20 protein-coding genes are annotated in these 20,539 nt (G+C 47.2%); 7 read left to right on the top strand and 13 right to left on the bottom strand.

Annotation, left to right across the window (positions count from 1 at the left end; genetic code table 11):
* Positions 1-361: 361 nt before the first annotated feature.
* The 9 genes from F4X88_02070 to F4X88_02030 form a co-directional block, all read right to left on the bottom strand.
* On the bottom strand, positions 362-1,117 hold the full coding sequence (locus tag F4X88_02070) for a hypothetical protein (protein MYA55058.1): 756 nt from the start codon (positions 1,115-1,117) through the stop codon (positions 362-364).
* Between the two features lie 100 nt (positions 1,118-1,217).
* Positions 1,218-1,907 carry a phosphoribosylanthranilate isomerase gene (locus F4X88_02065; protein ID MYA55057.1) on the bottom strand — a complete coding sequence of 230 codons (690 nt, stop codon included), beginning with the start codon at positions 1,905-1,907 and terminating at the stop codon, positions 1,218-1,220.
* A gap of 257 nt (positions 1,908-2,164) precedes the next feature.
* Positions 2,165-2,524, bottom strand: coding sequence for a cupin domain-containing protein (locus F4X88_02060; GenBank protein ID MYA55056.1), 360 nt, complete (start codon positions 2,522-2,524; stop codon positions 2,165-2,167).
* Between the two features lie 29 nt (positions 2,525-2,553).
* Positions 2,554-3,390 (bottom strand): hypothetical protein, encoded by an 837-nt coding sequence (locus F4X88_02055; GenBank protein ID MYA55055.1) that lies wholly within the window; start codon positions 3,388-3,390, stop codon positions 2,554-2,556.
* Between the two features lie 160 nt (positions 3,391-3,550).
* A complete protein-coding gene (locus F4X88_02050) occupies positions 3,551-4,999 on the bottom strand; it encodes a hypothetical protein (protein ID MYA55054.1) in 1,449 nt (482 codons plus the stop codon).
* A gap of 18 nt (positions 5,000-5,017) precedes the next feature.
* Positions 5,018-5,902 carry a HEAT repeat domain-containing protein gene (locus tag F4X88_02045; protein MYA55053.1) on the bottom strand — a complete coding sequence of 295 codons (885 nt, stop codon included), beginning with the start codon at positions 5,900-5,902 and terminating at the stop codon, positions 5,018-5,020.
* A gap of 62 nt (positions 5,903-5,964) precedes the next feature.
* Positions 5,965-6,507, bottom strand: coding sequence for a GNAT family N-acetyltransferase (locus tag F4X88_02040; GenBank protein ID MYA55052.1), 543 nt, complete (start codon positions 6,505-6,507; stop codon positions 5,965-5,967).
* Between the two features lie 182 nt (positions 6,508-6,689).
* Positions 6,690-9,146 (bottom strand): DEAD/DEAH box helicase, encoded by a 2,457-nt coding sequence (locus F4X88_02035; protein MYA55051.1) that lies wholly within the window; start codon positions 9,144-9,146, stop codon positions 6,690-6,692.
* Between the two features lie 564 nt (positions 9,147-9,710).
* A complete protein-coding gene (locus tag F4X88_02030; GenBank protein MYA55050.1) occupies positions 9,711-10,682 on the bottom strand; it encodes a Gfo/Idh/MocA family oxidoreductase in 972 nt (323 codons plus the stop codon).
* 369 nt (positions 10,683-11,051) lie between these two features.
* On the opposite strand from F4X88_02030, the gene F4X88_02025 reads away from it, so the two are divergent.
* From F4X88_02025 to F4X88_02010, 4 genes are all read left to right on the top strand, one after another.
* Positions 11,052-12,524: a CRTAC1 family protein gene (locus F4X88_02025; GenBank protein ID MYA55049.1), complete on the top strand. Its 1,473-nt coding sequence runs from the start codon at positions 11,052-11,054 to the stop codon at positions 12,522-12,524.
* Positions 12,525-12,713: 189 nt separating this feature from the next.
* Complete coding sequence (locus F4X88_02020; protein ID MYA55048.1) at positions 12,714-13,649, top strand: DNA adenine methylase; 936 nt, start codon at positions 12,714-12,716, stop codon at positions 13,647-13,649.
* Positions 13,649-14,428: a hypothetical protein gene (locus F4X88_02015; GenBank protein ID MYA55047.1), complete on the top strand. Its 780-nt coding sequence runs from the start codon at positions 13,649-13,651 to the stop codon at positions 14,426-14,428. Before F4X88_02020 ends, F4X88_02015 begins: the two co-directional genes overlap by 1 nt.
* A gap of 69 nt (positions 14,429-14,497) precedes the next feature.
* Positions 14,498-14,764: a hypothetical protein gene (locus F4X88_02010; GenBank protein MYA55046.1), complete on the top strand. Its 267-nt coding sequence runs from the start codon at positions 14,498-14,500 to the stop codon at positions 14,762-14,764.
* 35 nt (positions 14,765-14,799) lie between these two features.
* Here the strand turns inward: F4X88_02010 and F4X88_02005 are convergent, their stop codons facing one another.
* From F4X88_02005 to F4X88_01995, 3 genes are read right to left on the bottom strand one after another with little or no spacing between them, the layout of a single operon-like run.
* On the bottom strand, positions 14,800-15,720 hold the full coding sequence (locus F4X88_02005; GenBank protein ID MYA55045.1) for a phytanoyl-CoA dioxygenase family protein: 921 nt from the start codon (positions 15,718-15,720) through the stop codon (positions 14,800-14,802).
* Positions 15,721-15,740: 20 nt separating this feature from the next.
* Complete coding sequence (locus F4X88_02000; GenBank protein ID MYA55044.1) at positions 15,741-16,148, bottom strand: GNAT family N-acetyltransferase; 408 nt, start codon at positions 16,146-16,148, stop codon at positions 15,741-15,743.
* A 14-nt stretch (positions 16,149-16,162) separates the two neighbouring features.
* Positions 16,163-16,972, bottom strand: coding sequence for a phytanoyl-CoA dioxygenase family protein (locus tag F4X88_01995; GenBank protein ID MYA55043.1), 810 nt, complete (start codon positions 16,970-16,972; stop codon positions 16,163-16,165).
* Between the two features lie 105 nt (positions 16,973-17,077).
* Here F4X88_01995 and F4X88_01990 point away from each other — a divergent pair, with 105 nt between their 5' ends.
* The 3 genes from F4X88_01990 to F4X88_01980 are packed head-to-tail and all read left to right on the top strand — an operon-like array spanning position 17,078 to position 18,687.
* Positions 17,078-17,425 carry a nucleotidyltransferase family protein gene (locus tag F4X88_01990; GenBank protein ID MYA55042.1) on the top strand — a complete coding sequence of 116 codons (348 nt, stop codon included), beginning with the start codon at positions 17,078-17,080 and terminating at the stop codon, positions 17,423-17,425.
* Positions 17,409-17,753 carry a DUF86 domain-containing protein gene (locus F4X88_01985; protein MYA55041.1) on the top strand — a complete coding sequence of 115 codons (345 nt, stop codon included), beginning with the start codon at positions 17,409-17,411 and terminating at the stop codon, positions 17,751-17,753. The genes F4X88_01990 and F4X88_01985 overlap by 17 nt, the downstream gene beginning before the upstream one ends.
* Positions 17,754-17,793: 40 nt before the next feature.
* A complete protein-coding gene (locus F4X88_01980; protein ID MYA55040.1) occupies positions 17,794-18,687 on the top strand; it encodes a LamG domain-containing protein in 894 nt (297 codons plus the stop codon).
* A 457-nt stretch (positions 18,688-19,144) separates the two neighbouring features.
* Here F4X88_01980 and F4X88_01975 read toward each other — a convergent pair whose 3' ends face one another.
* Complete coding sequence (locus F4X88_01975) at positions 19,145-20,539, bottom strand: sulfatase (protein ID MYA55039.1); 1,395 nt, start codon at positions 20,537-20,539, stop codon at positions 19,145-19,147.

The raw sequence follows: 20,539 nt of genomic DNA, 5'->3' as shown, positions 1-20,539 counted from the left end.
CAGTCTCGGTGAACGTTCCGTATTACTATCGGCTGGAAGAGGTTTCGTTATCTGGCGAGCGTCGTGCGGTAGCGACGGTGCGGTTGCGGGGGCATGTTTCAGCAGCGGATAAAGTATTGTGGAAGTGGGCGGATGTGAAAGCCCAGGATTAATTGCGTTTATTGCACAGGACTTACGTAATTTGAACGAAAATCTTATTCGGGCGAGGGGGACCTCGCCCCTACGTAAATTGCTATTTCTTTGTATTTACCCCTAAATCCGCAACCCCTTAGTCCCCCCGCAAGTAAGGAAGGAAAAACAAGGGAAACAGGACAGGGGGACTATAAAAGGGCATGCGTCAGTCGTAAATATAAAAGTATACCTACCATCTACGCGTAAAATTCATTCTACCGGTAAGTCCGGTTTGGCCCTCCTCTTTCTTTGTCTCATATCCGACATATATGCCGAGTGTGTTATTCTCGCCATAACCGATGTTCACACGTCCACCGAAATTGAGTGCCCACAATCCGCCACCCTCGCCCAGACCCAGCACGGATTCAAACTGCGGACCCACCGCGACAGTGTCGTTAAGAGCATAAGTCAGGTACGTCCGATTGTAGAGTTCATCAAGACTTTGGTCATCAAATAGGGTCTTGAGTGTGCTGATTGTCCAGTGGAACCCGAAAATTTTACCGGCGGGTAGGATCGCAAAGATTTGCGGGTATAAGGCATAGGGACCGTCTGGACTGACATAATTAAACCCAACACCGAGCATGGGGGTCAGCAGCAGTGCCATGCTGTCATTCGCGATAACAGGGAATGAAATACCCATATCAAACTCGCCCAAATGATCGTTCACATAGATATTAGAATCAAAGGAAATACCACCGCTGAGCGGATGGCTTGCCCCAACTAAAAAATAGGTGCCTAAGCTATCGACATCAATCTGGAACCAACCTGTAATTTTCGGTTTTTCCTCCATCGGTTTTTCTTCTGCCGTTTCGCCTTCCATTTCATGACCATCGGCGAAGGCAGTGGAAAAATTGGCAATAGATATTATACAAATTAATACCACGATAGCGATGTGCTGAAAGATATTGTTGGATATCTGCGGGTGATGGACAAGACGACCTTTCATAAAAAATCTCCTTGATTTTAGCGGATAGGGATCTAACATTTATAAATGTTGGACTTTAGAACTTACGAGTTACACGGCACGCGGAACGTGCCTACTACTTTTAATTCGCTTGCTTAATTTGTTTCATGAGTTGTTCGAGTTTGTGTGGATCCTTGATGCCTTTTGAGGCTTCGACCCCAGAACAGAGGTCGATGCCGTGAGGTCGGATTGTCTCAATAGCAGCTTTGACGTTCTCCGGACGAATCCCACCTGCAAAGAAAACCGGTAGTGGACTCTCCACAATGAGCTCAGCAGCGACATTCCAATCACAGGTTTTCCCGGTGCCGCCGTATCGCGGTTTCTCAAGACTCATATCAACACTATCAAACAGTAGAAAATCCGCGCCTGCATTCCGGTACGCTTGCATCTCTTGCCGAACAGCTGGGATATCCACATTTTTGGGGCTTCCCGCTGGCAAATAGACCGACTTCCAGAATTCACACGCTTCTTCGCGTTTTAGTTCCTCCACCTGTTGGGGAGACTCCTGTCCGAGAAGTTGAACGGCAAACGGTTGAACCTGTGAGACTATTTCTCGGATGTCGGATGTGGAGCGGTTATAGAGTAGAATTACGGTAGGGACCGGGCTTTCGCTCGCAATTTCGGCGGCTTGCGTCGCGGAGCGTGTCCGTTCGGACACGGCAACATCTACTAATACTCCGATGTAATCGGTGCCAGCATCGGCAGCAAGTCGAGCATCATGGATAGAGGTGATGCCGCAGATTTTAACACTGCAGTAAGATTCTTTAGACATTTTTTATTTTAATTATACCTTACGGTTAAATGAAGAGGGTTGGAGTTTTGAGGTTCTTTGCCCGAATCCGCTCTCCATTTCATTACGAGCTACGCGCTTTGGACATCTTTTATAGTGGATCCGAAAAATAAATGGACACTTTCCGCCCCCGGTAGGTTCGGTTTCCTAACCGAACCGGCACAGGATGTCCTATTAATTCTAAACTTTACTATAAGATAGGATCGGGATTACAAATCCCTCCGACAGAAGAGTCGCTTCTACTCTTCAAAGATGGTTTGCCGATCGGCATCCGAATAACAGATAATCATCGTTACGGGTTGCCAACCGGTGTTGACGGCATTGTGTTTCACATTGCGCGGAATACGCAGCATCATCCCAGGTCTGAGCGGAATTACCTCATCCCCCAATTTGTGATCGCATTCCCCTGAGAGAACATAGATAAGTTCCTCACAGTTCGGATGGTAGTGGGTAGGATTGCCTTCACCCGCATTAATATAGACGACCCCGAATGTCATCTCAGCTTCTGGATCAATTTGATCGTTACAGAGCCACTTAATCGCGCCCCACGGAAATTCGAGTGATCCAGCATCGTTACTGTTGGTTAACGTTATCTCCATAGTGGTTTCCTTTCTATATTTCACATCGATTAGATTTCAAAACAGGTTAAACATTGCGCTGCATACGCCTGCAATGCTATTGTAGGTTTTTCATGCAGGTAACCGACGGGAGCACATATAGCCCGCACACTGTCGATTTGCATATCAAGTGCCTGATGGGTGTGTCCGAAGAGTGCATGTGTGACAAGCGGTTCCTGCAAGCACTGAGCCCCAAGACCTTTGCTGCCCATGAACGCCCGAAAGTAATCCCACGGCAACTCACCCCGGTATCGAATACACCTCCGAAACGGAACATGGTGCGTGACCACAACGATGCGTGATACATCATTTCGAATAGCGGCAATCTGGGTCCCAAGAGCTGCTTCAAAACGTCGGGCGACCCTTGGATCGGCATCGTTCCATTTGGCATACCGCTTATCGTTCCAGACGGCTCCCATCAACTCTTTTTCGGCATATTGAGCGTCGGAAAAATCGCACCCATCCCGTGCAAAACTATAATCGTACCAACCAATAGTGCCACAGAAACCGACTTTTTCGTGGACGAAAGGTGCGTCCATCAATGGATGAATCCCACACGCGGAACAAAGTTCTGAAATAATCCTACATTTCTGTTCACTCGTAACGTTAGCGGTCTCAATCGCCCAAATGTCATGGTTACCGGGGACAAACACTATCTCACATGCCAAATCCGCAAGGTGAAAGGCATTCAGCGTTTCAGAAAGTTGAACCAAATGTCGTGCGATGTCTCCAGCAATCACTAAAACGTCAAGTGCTGCTGCCTTAACAGCATCAATGAGATGTGGCACAAGTAACTTGTTCCAAGGCGTAACGTCCGTGTGCAAGTCTGAAATGAGACCAATCTTCATTTTTTTAACTATTAACTCTGGTCCTCGTTCCACTTCGTTTCACGAGGGTATCTGGTGAATTCAGCAACCTCTGCACACCTGGAGCGGGTTGGGATTCGCCGAAAAGTCCCGCGGAATGTGACGGAGCGGTGACCAGATTCCCATAGTTAGAAAATCAGATTCAATTGTTAGAAAATGCCAGACTTCTGAAAACTTCATCCAGAAAGATGCGCACCCCACTCTCATCGTCCTGTTGATACTGTTGAAGTTGGCGTTCCAAGGCTCGCATGGAAGGCACATCACCGATTTTAGCAATTGCGTCCACAAGGGTGAGTTGAATCGCGGATTCGGTACTGTCTTCTAAGGCGTTAATCAATCGATCCCGCGCTTTAGAGCCACCAATGCTCCCGAGTGCAGAAGCCGCAATATCCTTCGTGCTGGTATCTCCCTTTTCAAACGCAGTAATAAGCGTATCAACAGCGGGTTCACCAATTTGACTGAGTGCTAATCCGGCTTGGAAGCGGATGCCGGGAATTTCTGCAGGATTTTCAAGAACCGCAACGAGGGCATCAATAGCAGAAACCGGTTTGAGAATTCCGATCATAGCAAGACAAGCCCGTCGAATTTCTTGTTCCGGTTCCATCTCAATTTGGATATATTCTTGAGCGAGCGTAGCGAGTTGCCCTTCGTTAATTTTTTGATAAAGTGCTTCGGATCTGTGTCTGAATTGCGTCCCGAAGGGAGCCTTAAGGGTGGCGGTATTCTCGTTTCTATCCACAGTGAGTAGCCCAAGGATCGCAGCAGATTCTAACTGTTGTGCTTGCAGACTATCGGCTGGCAGTTGGTTGGTGTCCGCGCTTTGAAACTCCTGAAACAGCTCGTTGAGGACACTCAGTTCAACGAGGCGTTGAAGACTATTAATTGCTTCTTTCCGGAGCGAGAACTCTGTGCTATTTTTGAAGAGGTCCACGAGTGGCTCGATCGCACGGACATCGCCTAACTCCCCGAGTGCATCCACAGCGGCAATCTTCACCCCTATAAGTTCAGTTGTTCGGAAAGTAAACTGCTTTTTGGAAAATTTTTCGAGTGTCTTCTTGTAATCAGCAAGACTGTAAATTTTGCGTTCATCGACAATCTTCTCTACGAGATCACCTACCTGAATATCGGTATTTGCCGCTGGGGTGCCGGGTTGAATCTCCTTGACACGCACAGTCCCATTGCCTTCAACGCTGAATCCAACCTTATCGCCCTGTCTGCGGAGCGCAATACGCAGTGGCGGTTTATCTTTTAGATGAAGAATGAAGTTATTATCCTCATCGAGTGCCTGTTTTATGGCACTGTTAAAGCCTCCGACATCTCGAACAGGATATTCTGCGATGACATAAGAGATGAGTTCACCCGTCTCCAACTGTGCTCTATCTGCGGGTCCGTTGGGTGTTGTATCCAAAATGACGACACCACTAGTGGACCAACGGTCTTTCAGGTCGCTGTCTAACTGCTGCACCTGCATTTTGAGGCGTTCATCGTAATATTGGTTATCACATCCGAGTCCGAACATCAGAACGAAAAGGAGGGACACGATAAACACCACGTGGTGCGGTTGGTTAAACTGTGTTATTTTTTTTCGCATTTCCTAATTATTCCTTATTCAGTTAAGAGGGATAACAACATCGCGGCTGCTCTGTTCCTTTAAAGCCTCTAAGAGGGGTTCCACAACTTTTTCGTCCCCGAGGATTGCCAACGCTCGAATTGCGTCAACACGTAGCGATGACCCTTTATTTTCCACAATTTTGACTAACTCCGGCACAGCAGCACCCCCGATTTTGCCAAGTGCTTCCACGGCAAGTTGGCGCACTTCAGGTTCCTCCCGATCGCGCTTCCATTTCGCAGAGCCGGATTCAATTAAAGCGGCGAGTGCTGGAATCGCTTGTTCACTTCCAACCTCCCCAAGTGCCTTGACGGCATTCAAACGAGTTTCCATTCTTCGATGATCCAAAAGTTTTACCAAAATAGGGACAATCGTCCCCGGGTCCTCCGCACCGAGATGCCCAAGGATCCAATGCGCATTATGTCTATCGCGATTATCACTCGATTTAATCGCCTTTTGGAGTTGACTGAGAAGCCGCTTCCTGTCGCCTTGTTTATAGATCCGTTTCAGCGCATCAAGTGCAGCATTTTGGATATCCAAATCATCATCACGGAGTGTTTCAAAAACGAGTCTTTCGAGGTACTTCCGCTGCTCGGCTTGATACGCGAGGAACATCTGTTTGCCGCGCTCCGTAATCGCGGCTTCCTGCCAATCCGTGGTGTTCGGCTCGTAAAATTCCTGTGAGTTGTAGTATCCAAGCAGATAGTGTGCTTCAGCACTATCAATCTGTTGCTGGAGCGCAAGTTTAAATTCTCGGACAGCGCGTTCCTCTTTGCGTCGTTTATCCGATTTAATCAGTTCTTTCCCCTTCGCGAGGTTCTCATTCTGTGTGCCGCACCCAATGGCAAAGAGTGTGAGCGCGAGGGCAATCCAGATTTTTTTCATAGTCGGTTTCTCCTAAAAATCTCGCCAGCGAGGGCAGTGGTTTCGTTGGTTGAGGCACACCCTTAGGCATTAAGAAGTTCCTGTTGCTCGCCACCGGATTCAGTAACTGGATTTTCGTCTTCGACCGTTTCTTCTACGACTTCCTCTTCTTGTTCTTCTGCATCAAGCATTTTCTGCAGAATGACAAGCGGCTTTTCAACGAATCCCCAATCCTTATATCTCTGGATGACATTCGTCTCCGTGGCTGTCAGCTCAATTTCAAGGATTTTCGCACCATTTTCTGCTGCGGCAACCTCGGCAGCTGCCATGAGATGGTCTGCCACACCTAACTGTCGAAAGGGTCCAGACACAGCGAGATTTCCGACTTGCGCTACCTCAGGATCACCGGAGTCCTTGGTCACGGTAATCTGTCCGATCGGGTATCCACTCGATTCCGCAACGAGTCTATGGGTCTGACCCTCAGATTCCAAATCGGCTTTGAGTTCTTCGGTAACCTGTGTGCTGGTCTTTTCAGGGAAACAAAATGTGTGTAAATGTGTCGCATCCCCTTCTGCAGCTGGGCGTATTTTAAGGGCTCCAGCCAAGCCAAAATCTTGATTTGCCATGTTATTCTCCTTTAATCTTTATCAAGGTGCCGGTATCTTCGGGCACCGCGCGTAGCACCTCTTAATAGCCAGCATCTATGCACGTTATTATCTTATCTAACACAATCTGTTCAAATAGATTCGGTTAGAAACCGCACCTATCGAGGGATTGGGTAAGTCGGACCCATTAAAAACGAAACATACTAAGAAGAAACTGTTGTTTCATCTTGTGATTCAAACGCATCAGGATCGTCAAGGGGAACAAGCATCCGCTGGTCGAAAATCTCAACATTTGTTTCATCAAGATTTTCCTGCCCAATTCGCAATTGCCGTTCCGCATCCACAACATCTCTGTTAATCCTGCCGATACATCGGTTGAGTTTCTCAACGAGAGCGGTATGACCACTCATGGCACGACGGATTTGACGGAGCTGATCGACGACGAGTCGGAAGGTTCTGACAAAGTCGCCGGCATCTAAATCGGCATATTTTTCAAGTTGGTCAAAGTCACAACCTCGGCTCCAAGCGAGCATAGCGGTGCAAAGCCGGAGTTCTAACAGCGGTGTAATTTCTGTTAACTCATGCTTGACCTCTAAATGTTGTATGAACGAGATTTCGGCATTGACTGCATAAAGTGCCTCTAACAACCGCTCGTCTTTGAGGGGCTTAAAGTATCCATCTTTACGGGGTTCAGTGATAATCGCTACCATGAGACAGTTAATTTCGTCCTCTGTCAGCTGCTCAAAAAGTCCGCTAAATAGTAATTGGGTTAATTGGAGTTCATATCCGTAAATACAAGCAGCGGTGCTTCCACGCGGCAGAAGGGTCTGTGCTTCAATGTGTCCGAGTTCTTCAAGCACTTTCAAACGGGCAGCTATCTGCTCTTGTGGATGATTCTTAATGGATGTTGTCCTGTTTTTCAGTTTCTGACGCTGCGTCTCTGCCTGGCGAATTGCCCTATATCTTCCACCACACGTGTCGAACTGCTGACATCCGGTACAAAGACTCTCCTCGCGATTTGCTCGAACATGTTTAATTTCTTTGTGAATGATATTCAGTCGCTTCGTGCGTTCCTTTCTCCGCTTTTTTCTTCGCAGCTGCGATTTGACTTGCGACATCTCTGCATATAAACCCTTAATCTTGTCTTCACTCTTCCGCTTCTGGCGATAATGTTTTTCAATTTGGGCACTCCCATCAATACCCTCGTGAATACATTCGGGTTTCGGGAGCGTCTGAAGTTTTTCTGTCTTATCTTCAATCTGTTCGTTGAGTTTAACGACCCGCACCCGGTTTTGATGGTTACTCAAGCTCATCGTGTAAACATCGTAAATGTCATCACCATATTTCTCATAAAGGTTGAGAATACTGGAATAAGAAAGATTGAATTGGCTCTCTATGGATTCGATTTTATCAGAAACAACCCCTCGGATTTCATTAAAATCCGCGTATGCGGGTATAATTTGCGCATAAACATAACCGATAGTATCTATACCCCGCCTGCCTGCGCGCCCTGACATCTGATGATATTCCCGCGCCTTGAGGTGTCGAAATCCGAGTCCATCAAATTTTCTGAGGCTGTCAAAAACCACCGAGCAGGCTGGCATATTGATACCAACAGCGAACGTTTCTGTGGTAAAGAGGAGTTGAATCAAGCCGGAGGTAAATAACCGCTCAACGACCTCTTTCAGCGTCGGTAACATACCGGCGTGATGATAGGCGATACCATAACGCACTAATTTACGGAACTCCGCGATTTTCTTTTCCTCAACGATGTCGAATTGGAGACAGAGTTCATCAAATTGCTTTAAAATCAGGGCGGCCTGTTTTTTATTCAGCAACTGTAACTGCGATCCGAGTGCCAATGATTTCGCGTTTTCTTCACACCCCCTACGACTAAAACAGAAATAGAGGCATGGAAACTGCTTTTCTTCACGGAGATGCGGAATAAGACGTGTCTCAACAAAGCCAGGTGGAAATGCCGGAGGCGGGCTATTTTCAAATAACTCACCTTTTTGTTTCTTGGTATCGTGCTGAGCTCTTTTTCGAAGGGGGGTAATGTGTGCGGGATTCCCAATGCCGTAATCTTTAAAATAGAGGTAATGTTTCAAAGGAACTGGACGTTCTAATTCTTCAACGATCTCAATGTCAATATCCCGCACGCTTTGCATCCACTCTGTGAAAGGCTTAATGTTCGGGATCGTGGCACTCAGACAAACGAATTTAATATGTTGCGGTGCGAAAATGAGACTCTCTTCCCAAACCGTCCCGCGCTCAATGTCGTTAATATAATGGATTTCGTCAAAGATAACGTAAGAGACATCTCGCAACCGTTCAATATCGTCAAAGATCGTATTCCGAAAAATCTCGGTCGTCATCAACAGGACTTGCGCATACGGATTTAGGACCACATCGCCTGTGACAATGCCAATTTTTTCCCCATATTCTGCGTAAAAATCCCGATATTTTTGATTGCTGAGGGCTTTGATCGGGGCGGTGTAGATAACGCGGCGGTTCTCCTGCAGACACTTTTCAACGGCGTATTCAGCAATGACAGTTTTACCAGCACCTGTCGGGGCAGTGACAATCACTGAGGTATCCCGATTAATCGCAGCGATCGCTTCCTCCTGAAACCGATCCAGTTGTAACCCTTTGTAAAGCATTCAAACCTCCCTCGCACTCCAAAGCTCCCCCGCACACTGGACAAACAGTGTGAGGTGTAATGTTAAAAACAATTGTAATAGATGCATTGTTTTTTGTCAAGCGAAATTTTTCTCACATTCGTGGGATTCAACGCTGCCACTGCTTCTACCGTTTCTCCTTGACATCCTCCGCTTTTCATGTTACTATAGATTACGACTTACGCAGTTCCTCTTAAAGTCCCCCTGATAAGGGGCGGGGAAGCCCACACGGGAGACCTCATACCCGGGGAAGTCCATACGGACTTCATACCGTTGATTCTTTAGGGGGTTAATTCGCTAAAATAACGGCTTTTTCAGGCACTTTGCGTAAGTCCTGTTAGAAAGAAAGGCGTTTTTTAGATTTGAAAATATTCTTGTGCAAAATGACACCTGTCTCCTACAAAAAACATGGGAATGGCTTCCATCTTTAGTCCTATAGGGACGCAATGTTTATAGAAAGCCATTGAAAAGAATAATTGAGCCCTGTAAGAGCGGTATGTTTATAGAAAAAATAGGCGGGCATTGAGACCCGCCTCGGAAGGATGTCTATGATAATTCGACCGCTTTGCCGGTCCGTGCGCATTCGTAGATAGCCATGTTGAGAGCGACAGAACGTCTGCCTTCATAGCCGTCGACTGCCGGTGAGCCACCGTCGTTGATGACTTGGAGCGCATCCTCGATGACGTTATCTGGATACGGCGGAAGTTCGATTTCGGGTTCATCATCATCGACAAACTCCCAAATCTCCGGTCCGAGACCGACAATGCCTTTTTCGCCGTGGACGTGGATCATTGAGACGCTGCTCCCCGGGAAGGTCGTCGTCGTCAGGACGTGTCCGAGCGCGCCGTTTTCAAATTCAAGAATCGCCGAGGTCATGTCCTCGGTTTCACAATTTTCGTGATCGTAGACATCGAAGTGTGCACCGATAACGCGTTTGACGGGACCCATGAACCAGACCATCAAGTCGATGTAATGCACGCCTTGATTCATGATAGAACCGCCACCGTCGAGTTCCCATGTGCCGTGCCAACCGACGTAGTAGCTATCCGGACGTTTCCACTTCATGCGGAGTTCGCAGAGAAGGGGTCTACCGAGAGCACCCGTTGCGAGTGCGTGCTGAATCTGACGGTTATGTGTGCCGTATCGTTCACCGAAGTCGACAAGCAGTTTGACATCGTTGTCTTCACATGTTTTAATAAGGGAGTTGCAATTTTCGACGCTGACATCCATCGGTTTTGTGGTGATGACGTGTTTACCGCGGCGTGCGGCTTCTTCTCCAAATTTACCGTGGAGACCGCTCGGTGTCATAATCATTGCCACGTCAATATCGTCGCGATCGAACATCTCAAGCGCATCGTCGTGGCTTTCGCAGCCGAAGTTCTCTTCAGCCGACTTGCGTCGTTCTTCGACGAGATCCGCCACGGCAACGAGTTCCGCACCGTCTGTGCTGTGAATCATACGGGAGCGGTTCATGCCCATACCTAAACCGACAACACCGAAACGTAGAGTATTAGCCATTAGAAATTCTCCTTTTATAGTTGTCAGTAACGGTTAGAAGATTCCCGTTTTTATGACAATACCCCTGCACTTGGAGGACTCCAAAGATAGGTAAGTTGTTACAAGAATACCTCTTAACTGAAAACTGAGAACTGAAAACTGAGAACCATTATACCATATACACAGACTATGCGTTACAAAAAATTGACGAGATCCACAATCCATTTAGCTCTTATCCTCTTTCTCTTACACCTCGTGCTAACATCTTTATTCGCACAACCCGATTCCTCACAAAATCAAGGGGTCCGTTTCACCGATGTAACTACGGAACTCGGTATTGAATTTCGGCATGTGAACGGTGAGAGTGGCAAGAAATACTTTATTGAACCGATCGGCAGCGGCGTTGCCCTCTTCGATTACGACAATGACGCGGATGTGGATCTCTATTTCGTCAACGGTAGCGATTTACCGGGGATGACCTCGTCTATTCCCCCAACAAACCGTTTCTACCGCAACGAGGGTGGCACTTTCACCGATATAACGGACGAGGCTTCTGTCGGTGATACGGGCTACGGGTTGGGGTGCTGTGTCGGTGATTACAACAACGACGGTTTCACGGATCTCTATGTGACGAACTACGGTCCCAATGTGCTGTATTACAACAATGGAGACGGCACTTTTACGGATGTTACTGCCACTGCGGGTGTCGCCGGCGATCAGTTCAGTAGTGGATGCGCCTTTGTAGACGTTAATGCCGATGGGTATCTGGATCTTTATGTCGTCAACTATGTTCAATTCGACCCAGAGACGAATCCAGAATGCTCTCGGCAAGGGATTCTGACGTATTGCACGCCGGAAGCGCTCCCCGGTGTGGCTGATGTATTCTACCGGAACAACGGTGATGGCACCTTCACGGATGTCTCAGAGTCGGCAGGTGTCAGCACAGCAAATGGAAAGGGGTTGGGCGTTGTCTGCGGCGATGTGGATAACGATGGAGATGTTGATATTTTCGTTGCGAACGATACCACCCCGAATTTTCTCTATCGCAATGAACGGAACGACATGAGGATGATGGAGGACGCGCTTTTCGCAGGTGTTGCGCTCAGCGAGGAGGGACGTGCCTATAGCGGGATGGGCGCGAATCTCGGCGATTTCGATAACGACGGTTATCTCGATATCGTGATTACGAATTTTCAGGATCAGACGAATAGTCTCTATCACAATGCCCAGAGCGGATTCTTTACCGAGATGAGTTTCGCCAAAGGGATCGGTGAGAGGAGTCTCCCCTATTTAGCGTGGGGTGTCGATTTCATCGATGTTAACAATGATGGATGGTTGGATCTGTTTATTGCCAATGGTCACCTTGATGACAATATCGCCGAGATCGATCCGATTGGCACGTATGCACAGCCGAATCAACTTTTCCTGAACAATCGGGGTATCCGTTTTTCCGAAAATCCTGATGCGGCGATCGCACAGAAAAAAGTCAGTCGAGGGGCTGCCTTCGGTGATATAGATAACGACGGCGATGTTGATATCGTTGTTTCCAACCTCAAAGACGCTCCGACCGTTTTACGGAACGACGGTGACAACACGTCGCGATGGTTGGCGGTCAAGCTCATCGGGACCCGTTGCAACCGAGATGCAATTGGGGCACGAGTGACCGTTGTTTCTGGGGGATTGACACAGATGCGTGAGGTCAAAAGCGGTTCGGGCTACCTCAGTCAGAACGACCTCCGTTTACATTTCGGATTAGCGGATGCAACGCGGGTTGATACGCTAACGGTGCGGTGGCTCTGTGGCAGCGTCCAAACCTTACAGAACGTTGAAACGAATCAAGTACTTATTATCTATGAGGATTAGCGCGAAACATTTTTGTTTCTTTTTTTATCTTTTTTTGATATACTATCTAAACTAATGTTCAGGTGAGCTGCTATGAACAGAAAATCTCTCTGTTTGTACTGCTCTTCCCCCCGTCGTAATTGGCGGCTAGCGGTGATTGGGGAATGCTATGAATTGCTATTTTAAAAATCTGTCAGAAGGGGAAAAATAATGCGACAAGAGATGATCCCTTTGGAAATTCCTGTAAAAGATTACTTTTTAGACAAACTCAAAAGTAAGGGTAAATTTAAATATACGCGCTATAATGGGTTACCCTTGCGTTATGCAGGTGGAAAAAGCTTGGGTGTTGGGCATATTATTGAACATATACCTGATGGACTTGATAAACTTATGTCTCCGTTTATGGGTGGAGGTTCTATAGAAATTGCCTGTGCGAAAGAACTCGGTATACAGGTTCGTGGATATGATGTCTTTGATATTCTTGTGAACTATTGGCAGGTACAACTTTCATCTAATCATGAACTTGCTGATAGGCTTGCAGCATGGCAGCCAACGAAGGAGCAGTATGCAGAGATTAAAACCCAACTCAAGGCACACTGGACCCAGGAGTCCCTCATTTCAGATCCACTAGAGTTGGCTGCACACTATTGGTTTAATCATAATCTTTCCTATGGTCCCGGTTTTCTCGGTTGGATGTCCAAGATTTATGAGTCCCCGGAGAGATACGTCCGCTCTGTAGACAAAGTGCGTTATTTTGAATGTCCTTCACTTTCTGTTGAACATGGGAGTTTTGAAGAAACAATTCCTATGCATCAAGGGGAGTTCCTTTATTGTGATCCTCCTTACTATCTTGATGAAGGTAAAATGTTTCGGGGTATCTATCCACAACGGAATTTCCCTGTGCATCATAAAGGTTTCGATCATGCGTTGCTACGCGACCTGCTTCATGCACACAAGGGCGGTTTTGTGCTTTCCTATAACGACTGCGCAACTATCCGGGAATGGTATACAGATTTTCAGGTAATTGAAGTTCAATGGCAGTATACATTGGGGCAAGGCGAAACCCGGATTGGTAAAAACCGAATAGAGAATGGCACTGATCATGTCAAACAATCGCATGAACTTTTAATCGTGAAGGAGAGATAATGTTAAAAAGGGCTATGACATCGACGGCAGCATCTTACAAAAAAAGAACTGGACATATTAATGAGCAACACTTCGCTTATCTTATTGATGGTGATGTCGTTGGTGATCGAACAGACAAAACAGATGTGATTGACCAGTCAGATAATACTTACTCTGTCAAAGGAGGTGAATGGTGGCAGATTTTCCTATATGGTAGAGAGCGTTTTGTAACCAACACGGAATTTCGGGAAATAGGAAATCTTGCAGATCTATTCATTGATTGTATAGACGCGTTTCCAGAAAATCGAAATGATTATTTCGAGGACAAAATCTATTTCAAAAAACGTCTTCAAGAGCCAATGCGCCAATTGAAAGACGAAATATGTAGACCGACTATTTTTCCACAACTGCTATCAAAAGCGATTTTCAATGGAAATGAAGTGGGTTTTCTTTCTATTTTGTCCAAAGATCTGTCCCGTCAAGATGTTCCCTTAGACCAAAAGCATTTCCATTTATTTTCTGCTGAAGATGTTGTGAGACTTTTATCAATGAAGCTGCAGATTGAGAATTCAAGGGCGCGTGGACGTGGACAAATGGATGCTCAAAAAGTAATTTTCCGCTATAGCAATAAAAATGTCGGGGAAATTGAGATCCGGACAGACTCCAACGTTCATTATAAGCAAGCTAAGTGGCGTTTCAATTCTCCTGCGATTCTTAGTCTTCTTCAAAGCAACTTTGCAGTAATCTTTGTAGAAAATCGTCAGACTTCGGTGTATGGTAGTGCCATAGAATACCTATAGTGTTTCTGCATTACGAATTCTTTAGATTTGTGGGCAATAGGAAGCGATAAATGGACTGGAGACTGGTAAATGCAAATGGATGTGTTGGAAGAACTTAAAGCGCGTGACGAACGTATTGAACGATTGGAACGCGCACTGTTGTTAGTGCTGAGTTTAAACGTTGGGAATCATCTCGACAAGTCTTCTCAGAACTGTTTTAGCCACGTTCCATCTTTCGCAGTGGAGCAGATGGAAACCCTTGTTGCGGAGTCGGGGGACACGGAGAAGGTCATCGAAGCGTTGCTTGATACCACTGAAAAACGGTATCGTGTTCAACTCGATGCATTGGGTCGCTAACCTTATGGGACCCCGTTACTTATCCGCAAGGTAAATTAGGAAGATGGAATAGCGTAGTCATCAGGATTGTCCTTTCGCCAGTTCGGGAGGTAACCTTCTTTGTGTCCAAACCCATAGGAAGGACCGATTTGGTTCACACTCGACCAGGGCCACGCTTGCCCACCGATGACCCGAAATTCATCGCTTTTGCCGCAGAGCCAGTAGAATATGTGTGCCACGTATCTCGCCACGCCGTGTCCACCGTATTCGGCAGTCTGGGGATCAAATTCTGATTCTTCCTTCCAGTCCCGTGTCGGTGGGACCGTCCGCCAATAACTGTATTTCAACATGTGGCGCAGCCCTTCCGCTGTGGATTCACCGCGACGATGGAGGATGCTTTGCGAGTGGATAACAAACGAACCCGCCGGTCCCTCGCTTGAAACCCCTTTCTCGGCTATATCTCGACTTGTGGAACGGATATGTGAACCCGGCAGAATCTCTGTCGGACCCAATTCCATCGGTGTATCCTGCGGGAAGTAAAAGACCTCCACAAAGTTGGTTTCAGGACCAAAGACGTGATCGGCATCGTGGTGCCATCCCTGTGCGGGCATCGGACACTTAACACGATGGTTGCTGACTAACACAGGTAACCCAACGTCCTTACCGAGCAATGAACGCAATGCGCCGGCGAGTTCACGGTTTAGCAGGACATGTTCAATATACCAGTCCTCAAGCAGAATCGAGCTGGGTTCATGTGTATCCCGCATCCGTTCTAAATCGGCGTGTGTCATCCCCTCGGGCATGAAACACGGATTTATCGGCAAATCGCCGTTGAGATAATCGCACGTGCGCTGATTAATCTCATCAGGAACGACCCCTTGGAGTTGCAGGTAGCCATCCCGACAGTACTGTAGCACCTGTGTATCGGTAAGCGTCGGTTCACAATCAAAGGTTCGGTTTACTGCGTCGTATTTCATCTTTGATTCCCTCACACTTCTTATTTTTCCATCCTGAAGACACCAATTCTGAATCCGTATCTCTTGTAAAAGGCGACGGCATCCTCGTTATGGGCAAGTACATCCAATCTGACCTTCTTATCCGTCCATACGTTCTCGTATAACCAATCCAGCAACTGCGTCGCGATCCCTTTGCGTCGGTGCGCTCTGTCCACGTACAATTGCCGCATATAGTAATGTCTACCATCATTCCTGTATAAGCAGTAGACGACAATACCTGCGTTCTGCTTCGCCACATAACAAATGTAATCAGTTGCCAACCACGTTTTCATCCGCTGGGTGAGTTCGGCGATGTTCATCGGATTCGGGTGTCGCTCGTCCTCAATAAGGTGCTGGTTCAGTTCAGCAAGCCTTTCGGCATCGGTAAGTTCTGCTCTAACGATTTCCATTGCGATTCGCCTGATTACGTTAACGTCACGGTATCCTGTTTAACAAGATCCTTTTCTTCCCACTCGGGTCCATAAGCCGCCAATTCTTTCGTCTCGGGCGAGAGCCTCTCCATCACTTCAGGTGGGAAGACTTCCCGGATCCCACGCTCGTCTTGAAAGAACTGCGTCTTGTATCGCAGAATCAGGAATCTCCGATCGCGATCCGTCGGTTTCCACACCAGCACGCCGTGGGTCAACAGTTCAGTGATAATCACAACATCTCCGGCTTTCGGTGTCACATTAACGAGCGCGGGGTGAAGTGGCATATCTGGGGTGTCAGGGTTAGGGAAAAACAGATTCTCAGGACGTTCAAACTCGCTTTTGTGAGAACCCGGTAGGACGATCAAACCCCCGTCACCCGGATAGACATCCGTGAAGTAGAAGAAACACACAATGTCATTCGTGAAGATCTGATCGTTTCTGACACCGTAGCGTCGAGTCCAGCGGAAATCTTCACCGCCACAGTGCAATGGTGTCATCTCCTGTCGCTCGTGCGTATTTACAACAAGCGATCCACGATTGAAACGGGGTTTGTTCCACGTCAATTCTTTGATGATGGGCCAGGTAGCCGGATGTAGTGTGAGTGCCTCAAGCGATTTATCGGAGGAGAACCCATTGGAGAACCCTTCACCGCCGCGACTGATGCCGGGTGGCAATTCATCTGGCGATGCTTGCACAAGTCGTTCGATAGCTGCCTGTGCGTTGCTAAGTTCTTCTGGCATCAGGACGTTCTTTAAATGTAGGTAGCCACGTAGGTCAAAGAGGTATTTCTGTTTCGGTGTCATGTTCTTTCCTCAAGCGGGTAGCGGTATCGTTTTCTTGCGAAACATCATATAAAGAATTGCTTTAAATTTCAAGATAATTTATAATAGCCGTGTAAGTGAAATGGCATGCGGTACTGTAATGCTTTAGTGGAGGGATTCAGAGTGGAAAATCAAACGGTTCTCAGCAAAGCATTTATCAAGCAGACCCTGCTGGATAATCGACAGACCCTGCGGAAATACGGGGTCAAACGGATCGGCTTGTTTGGGTCTTACGTCCGCGGCACAGCAACCGTCGCAAGCGACATTGATTTCCTCGTTGAACTGGAGAGGTTGACTTTTCGGGACTACATGGGATTGGCTCTATTTCTTGAAGACCTGTTTCAGAAAGATGTTGACCTGGTTACCCCTACCTCCATCAAACCGGGTTTCAAACCTTATATTGAAAAAGAGATAGAGTATGTCACGGAACTATGATTTATACCTCCAAGACATAGTGACGGCAGCTGACCGTATTGCATCCTATGTTGAAGGCATTACTCGCGGTGGGTTTGAGACAGACCAGATGCGGATTGACGCGGTTATCCGAAACCTTCAGAGCATCGGTGAAGCAGTCAAGAAGATCCCTGATTCAACTCAGGAAGAGTATCCAAGTATTCCATGGCAGGAAATTGCAGGGTTAAGGAACAGAGTAACCCACGTATATTTTGATGTGGATATTAACATTATCTGGGATGTAGTGCAATTTGAACTTCCTATACTGAAAACACAAATTCAACAACTCCTCAAGGAAAGAAGCGAATGATACCGCGCTGTCCAAAATCGGATAGAGCGAATATTTGACAATGTTTCCTAACGTGTTAGAATATTCAATTAATTTTGATGGTAAGCATATCTGCACTAAACAGGAGGATGCTATGTTTAACTGGACAATTCGGTCTATCTATAAACCTTTAACATTGGTTGTGATGTTCGTAGTTGGCTTGATGCTGCTTGCTCATATCGGAGATGCCGCACCCAAACCCGAAGTTTGGTTTTCTTTCAAGGGAAGAAAGGCAGGGGTCGTTGAAGATGCCAGTGGAAACGGAAATGACGGTAGGATTGAGGGTAATGCAAAGCGTGTTAAAAGTAAAGACGGTCCTTACGGGATGGGCATCGAACTCAGCAAAGCCTTGGACCAGTTCATTGAATTCGATTACGAGATGACCGATCCCGGCACCGTTTTATTCTGGTTTAAGCCGCATTGGAATGGTGGAGACGCTGGGACCTTTAGAATATTCGATGCCAACAACGCAGTCGTCTTCTTCTCGATTGGAAAAGGTGCCGTCATCGGAGAACGGGAAAACGAGTTCCACTTCGCGGTAGAGGATGCACCCGATACAGACTATTATCTCGCCGCGCAGGCCGAGGATGTTGTGAAAAAAGATACGTGGATGCACGTCGCCGCAACGTGGGATTTCGGCGGCAGTGCTTACTTCTACCTTGATGGCGAGGAAGTCGCTACAGCGAAGGGGTTCGCAGGATTTCCCGCATTTCATGAATCCCCAAGAATCGGCGGAAATAACAAGTTTAAGTACAGAGCCACCACGGCAGGGGCTCACGGTGTTATTGACGAATTCGCTATCTACAGCGAAGTCTTATCACAAAAGGACATCCAGAGGGAAATGGAAATGCTCGTTTCCGATGTGAAGCCTGAAGGGAAAATCGCTATGACGTGGGGACGGCTCAAAAGCGAGTAATTCATTATAAAAACGTGATGACTAATGTGTCGTAATAGTGTGAGGGGCGTTTTCTCTTCACAGTCCAAACTTTTGAAGATGGCTGAAACGCCCCTAATAATATTTCGGAGAACTGGAAGTTAAATAGTCCTATAAGATTTGATAAAGAAATTGCTTTAAATCTCAAGATAGTTTACAATATTTAACACAATCGAGTCGAAGTGGTCCTAAAGGAGTTATGTAAGCGAATAAGAGAAAAAATTAAAGAGCAGGTATAAAAATGGAATCTATCGTTGTTGAGAAACTCAAGCAGCTTCCACCTGAATATCATAAAGAAGTAATCCATTCCAAAACGAAAAAAGAAACCTAAATTAGATTGGATCGGTGGTTTGGAGGAATATCGTGACCAGTATACAGCACTTGAACTTCAAAAGAAAACAATGGAATGGAGAGATTAGTGTATCTTGTAGATACTAACCTACTCATAATCCCCCAACGCATCCCGAAGTCGTTCCAATTCCGTTTTCAATTCCACCACAACCTCGTTATACGCCGGATCTCCGTAAACATTGTGCATTTCATGCGGATCCTTCTCCAGATCGAACAATTCCCACTCTGGCGGTGTAGAACGGTCGATTGCACCGCCTGCTCCCAACGCCTCACCGTAATAGTAGATGAGTTTATACCGTTCCGTCCGCACGCCGTAGTGCGCGGGGATGTTGAAGTGCGCCAGGTGCATCCAATACCGGTAATACATGGATGTTCGCCAATCCGCTGGCATTTCACCTTCCAACGACGTTCGGAGACTCCGGCCCTGCATATCGTCGGGAATTCCTATGCCTGCGTAGTCGAGTAACGTCGGCGCGAAATCGACGTTCAGTGTAATTTGTTCGCTCACACCCGACGCTTGGATCTCGTGTGGATACCGGACGAGCAACGGAATCCGTATGGATTCCTCATACATGAACCGTTTGTCATACCAACCGTGGTCGCCTAAAAAGAATCCGTGATCTGCAGAATAGATGACAATCGTATCATCCGCAAGACCTTCCGCGTCCAGATAATCGAGCAAGCGTCCGACATTCTCGTCGATGGCATGGGCGCACCGCAGATAGTTCTGCATGTAGCACTGATAGTTCCATCGTTTCAAAGCATCACCCGTCAGACCTTCAGGTGTCGGTTCCGGCAGATGGTTTTTCCGTTGCATGATGTCTACTTTTGCCGTATTCATTGCGGCGGCTGCCGCTCGGTTTTCATAATCATCGTTGAAAGTTGGTGGCTCAGGGATTTCTTCCGTGTAGAGATGCCGATGCTTCGGATTCGGAAAGAAGGGATCGTGCGTCGCTTTGTAGGTCGTCATAAGAAAAAACGGTTGATCTGCCTCTCTGCCCTGTAGCCAATTCAGCGAGTTGTCCGTCACGATGTCCGCGGAGTATCCATTGAATTTTTTCGGTTCCCCCATCTCAATCATTTCAGGATTGATGTGTGCCCCTTGGACAGGAAACACGTTCCAGTAATCGAATCCGTGCGGATCACTGACACCCCCGTGTCCGAGATGCCACTTCCCGACAATCGCAGTCTGATACCCGGCTTCATGCAGCATCTGTGCGACTGTCTGTTCCTGTGTGTGATCGATGGTATCCGCGAGGGTTTTGATGTCGGTTTGATGGCTGTATTTTCCCGTAAGAATGGAGCCACGTGCAGGTGTGCAGATTGCGTTCGTGCAGAAACAGTTGTTGAATCGCATGCCGCCGTTGCCGATTCGGTCGATATTCGGGGTGTGATTCATCTCGCTGCCATAACAACTGATCGCCGGTGCCGCATGGTCGTCGGACACGATGAGGAGTATATTCGGTTTATGTGTAGTTGGCAT

Source organism: Candidatus Poribacteria bacterium (assembly GCA_009839745.1).
In the GTDB taxonomy this organism is placed as follows: Bacteria; Poribacteria; WGA-4E; order WGA-4E; family WGA-3G; genus WGA-3G.
Note: the sequence above shows the minus strand (reverse complement) of the source record. Positions and strands in the feature narration are given on the sequence as shown.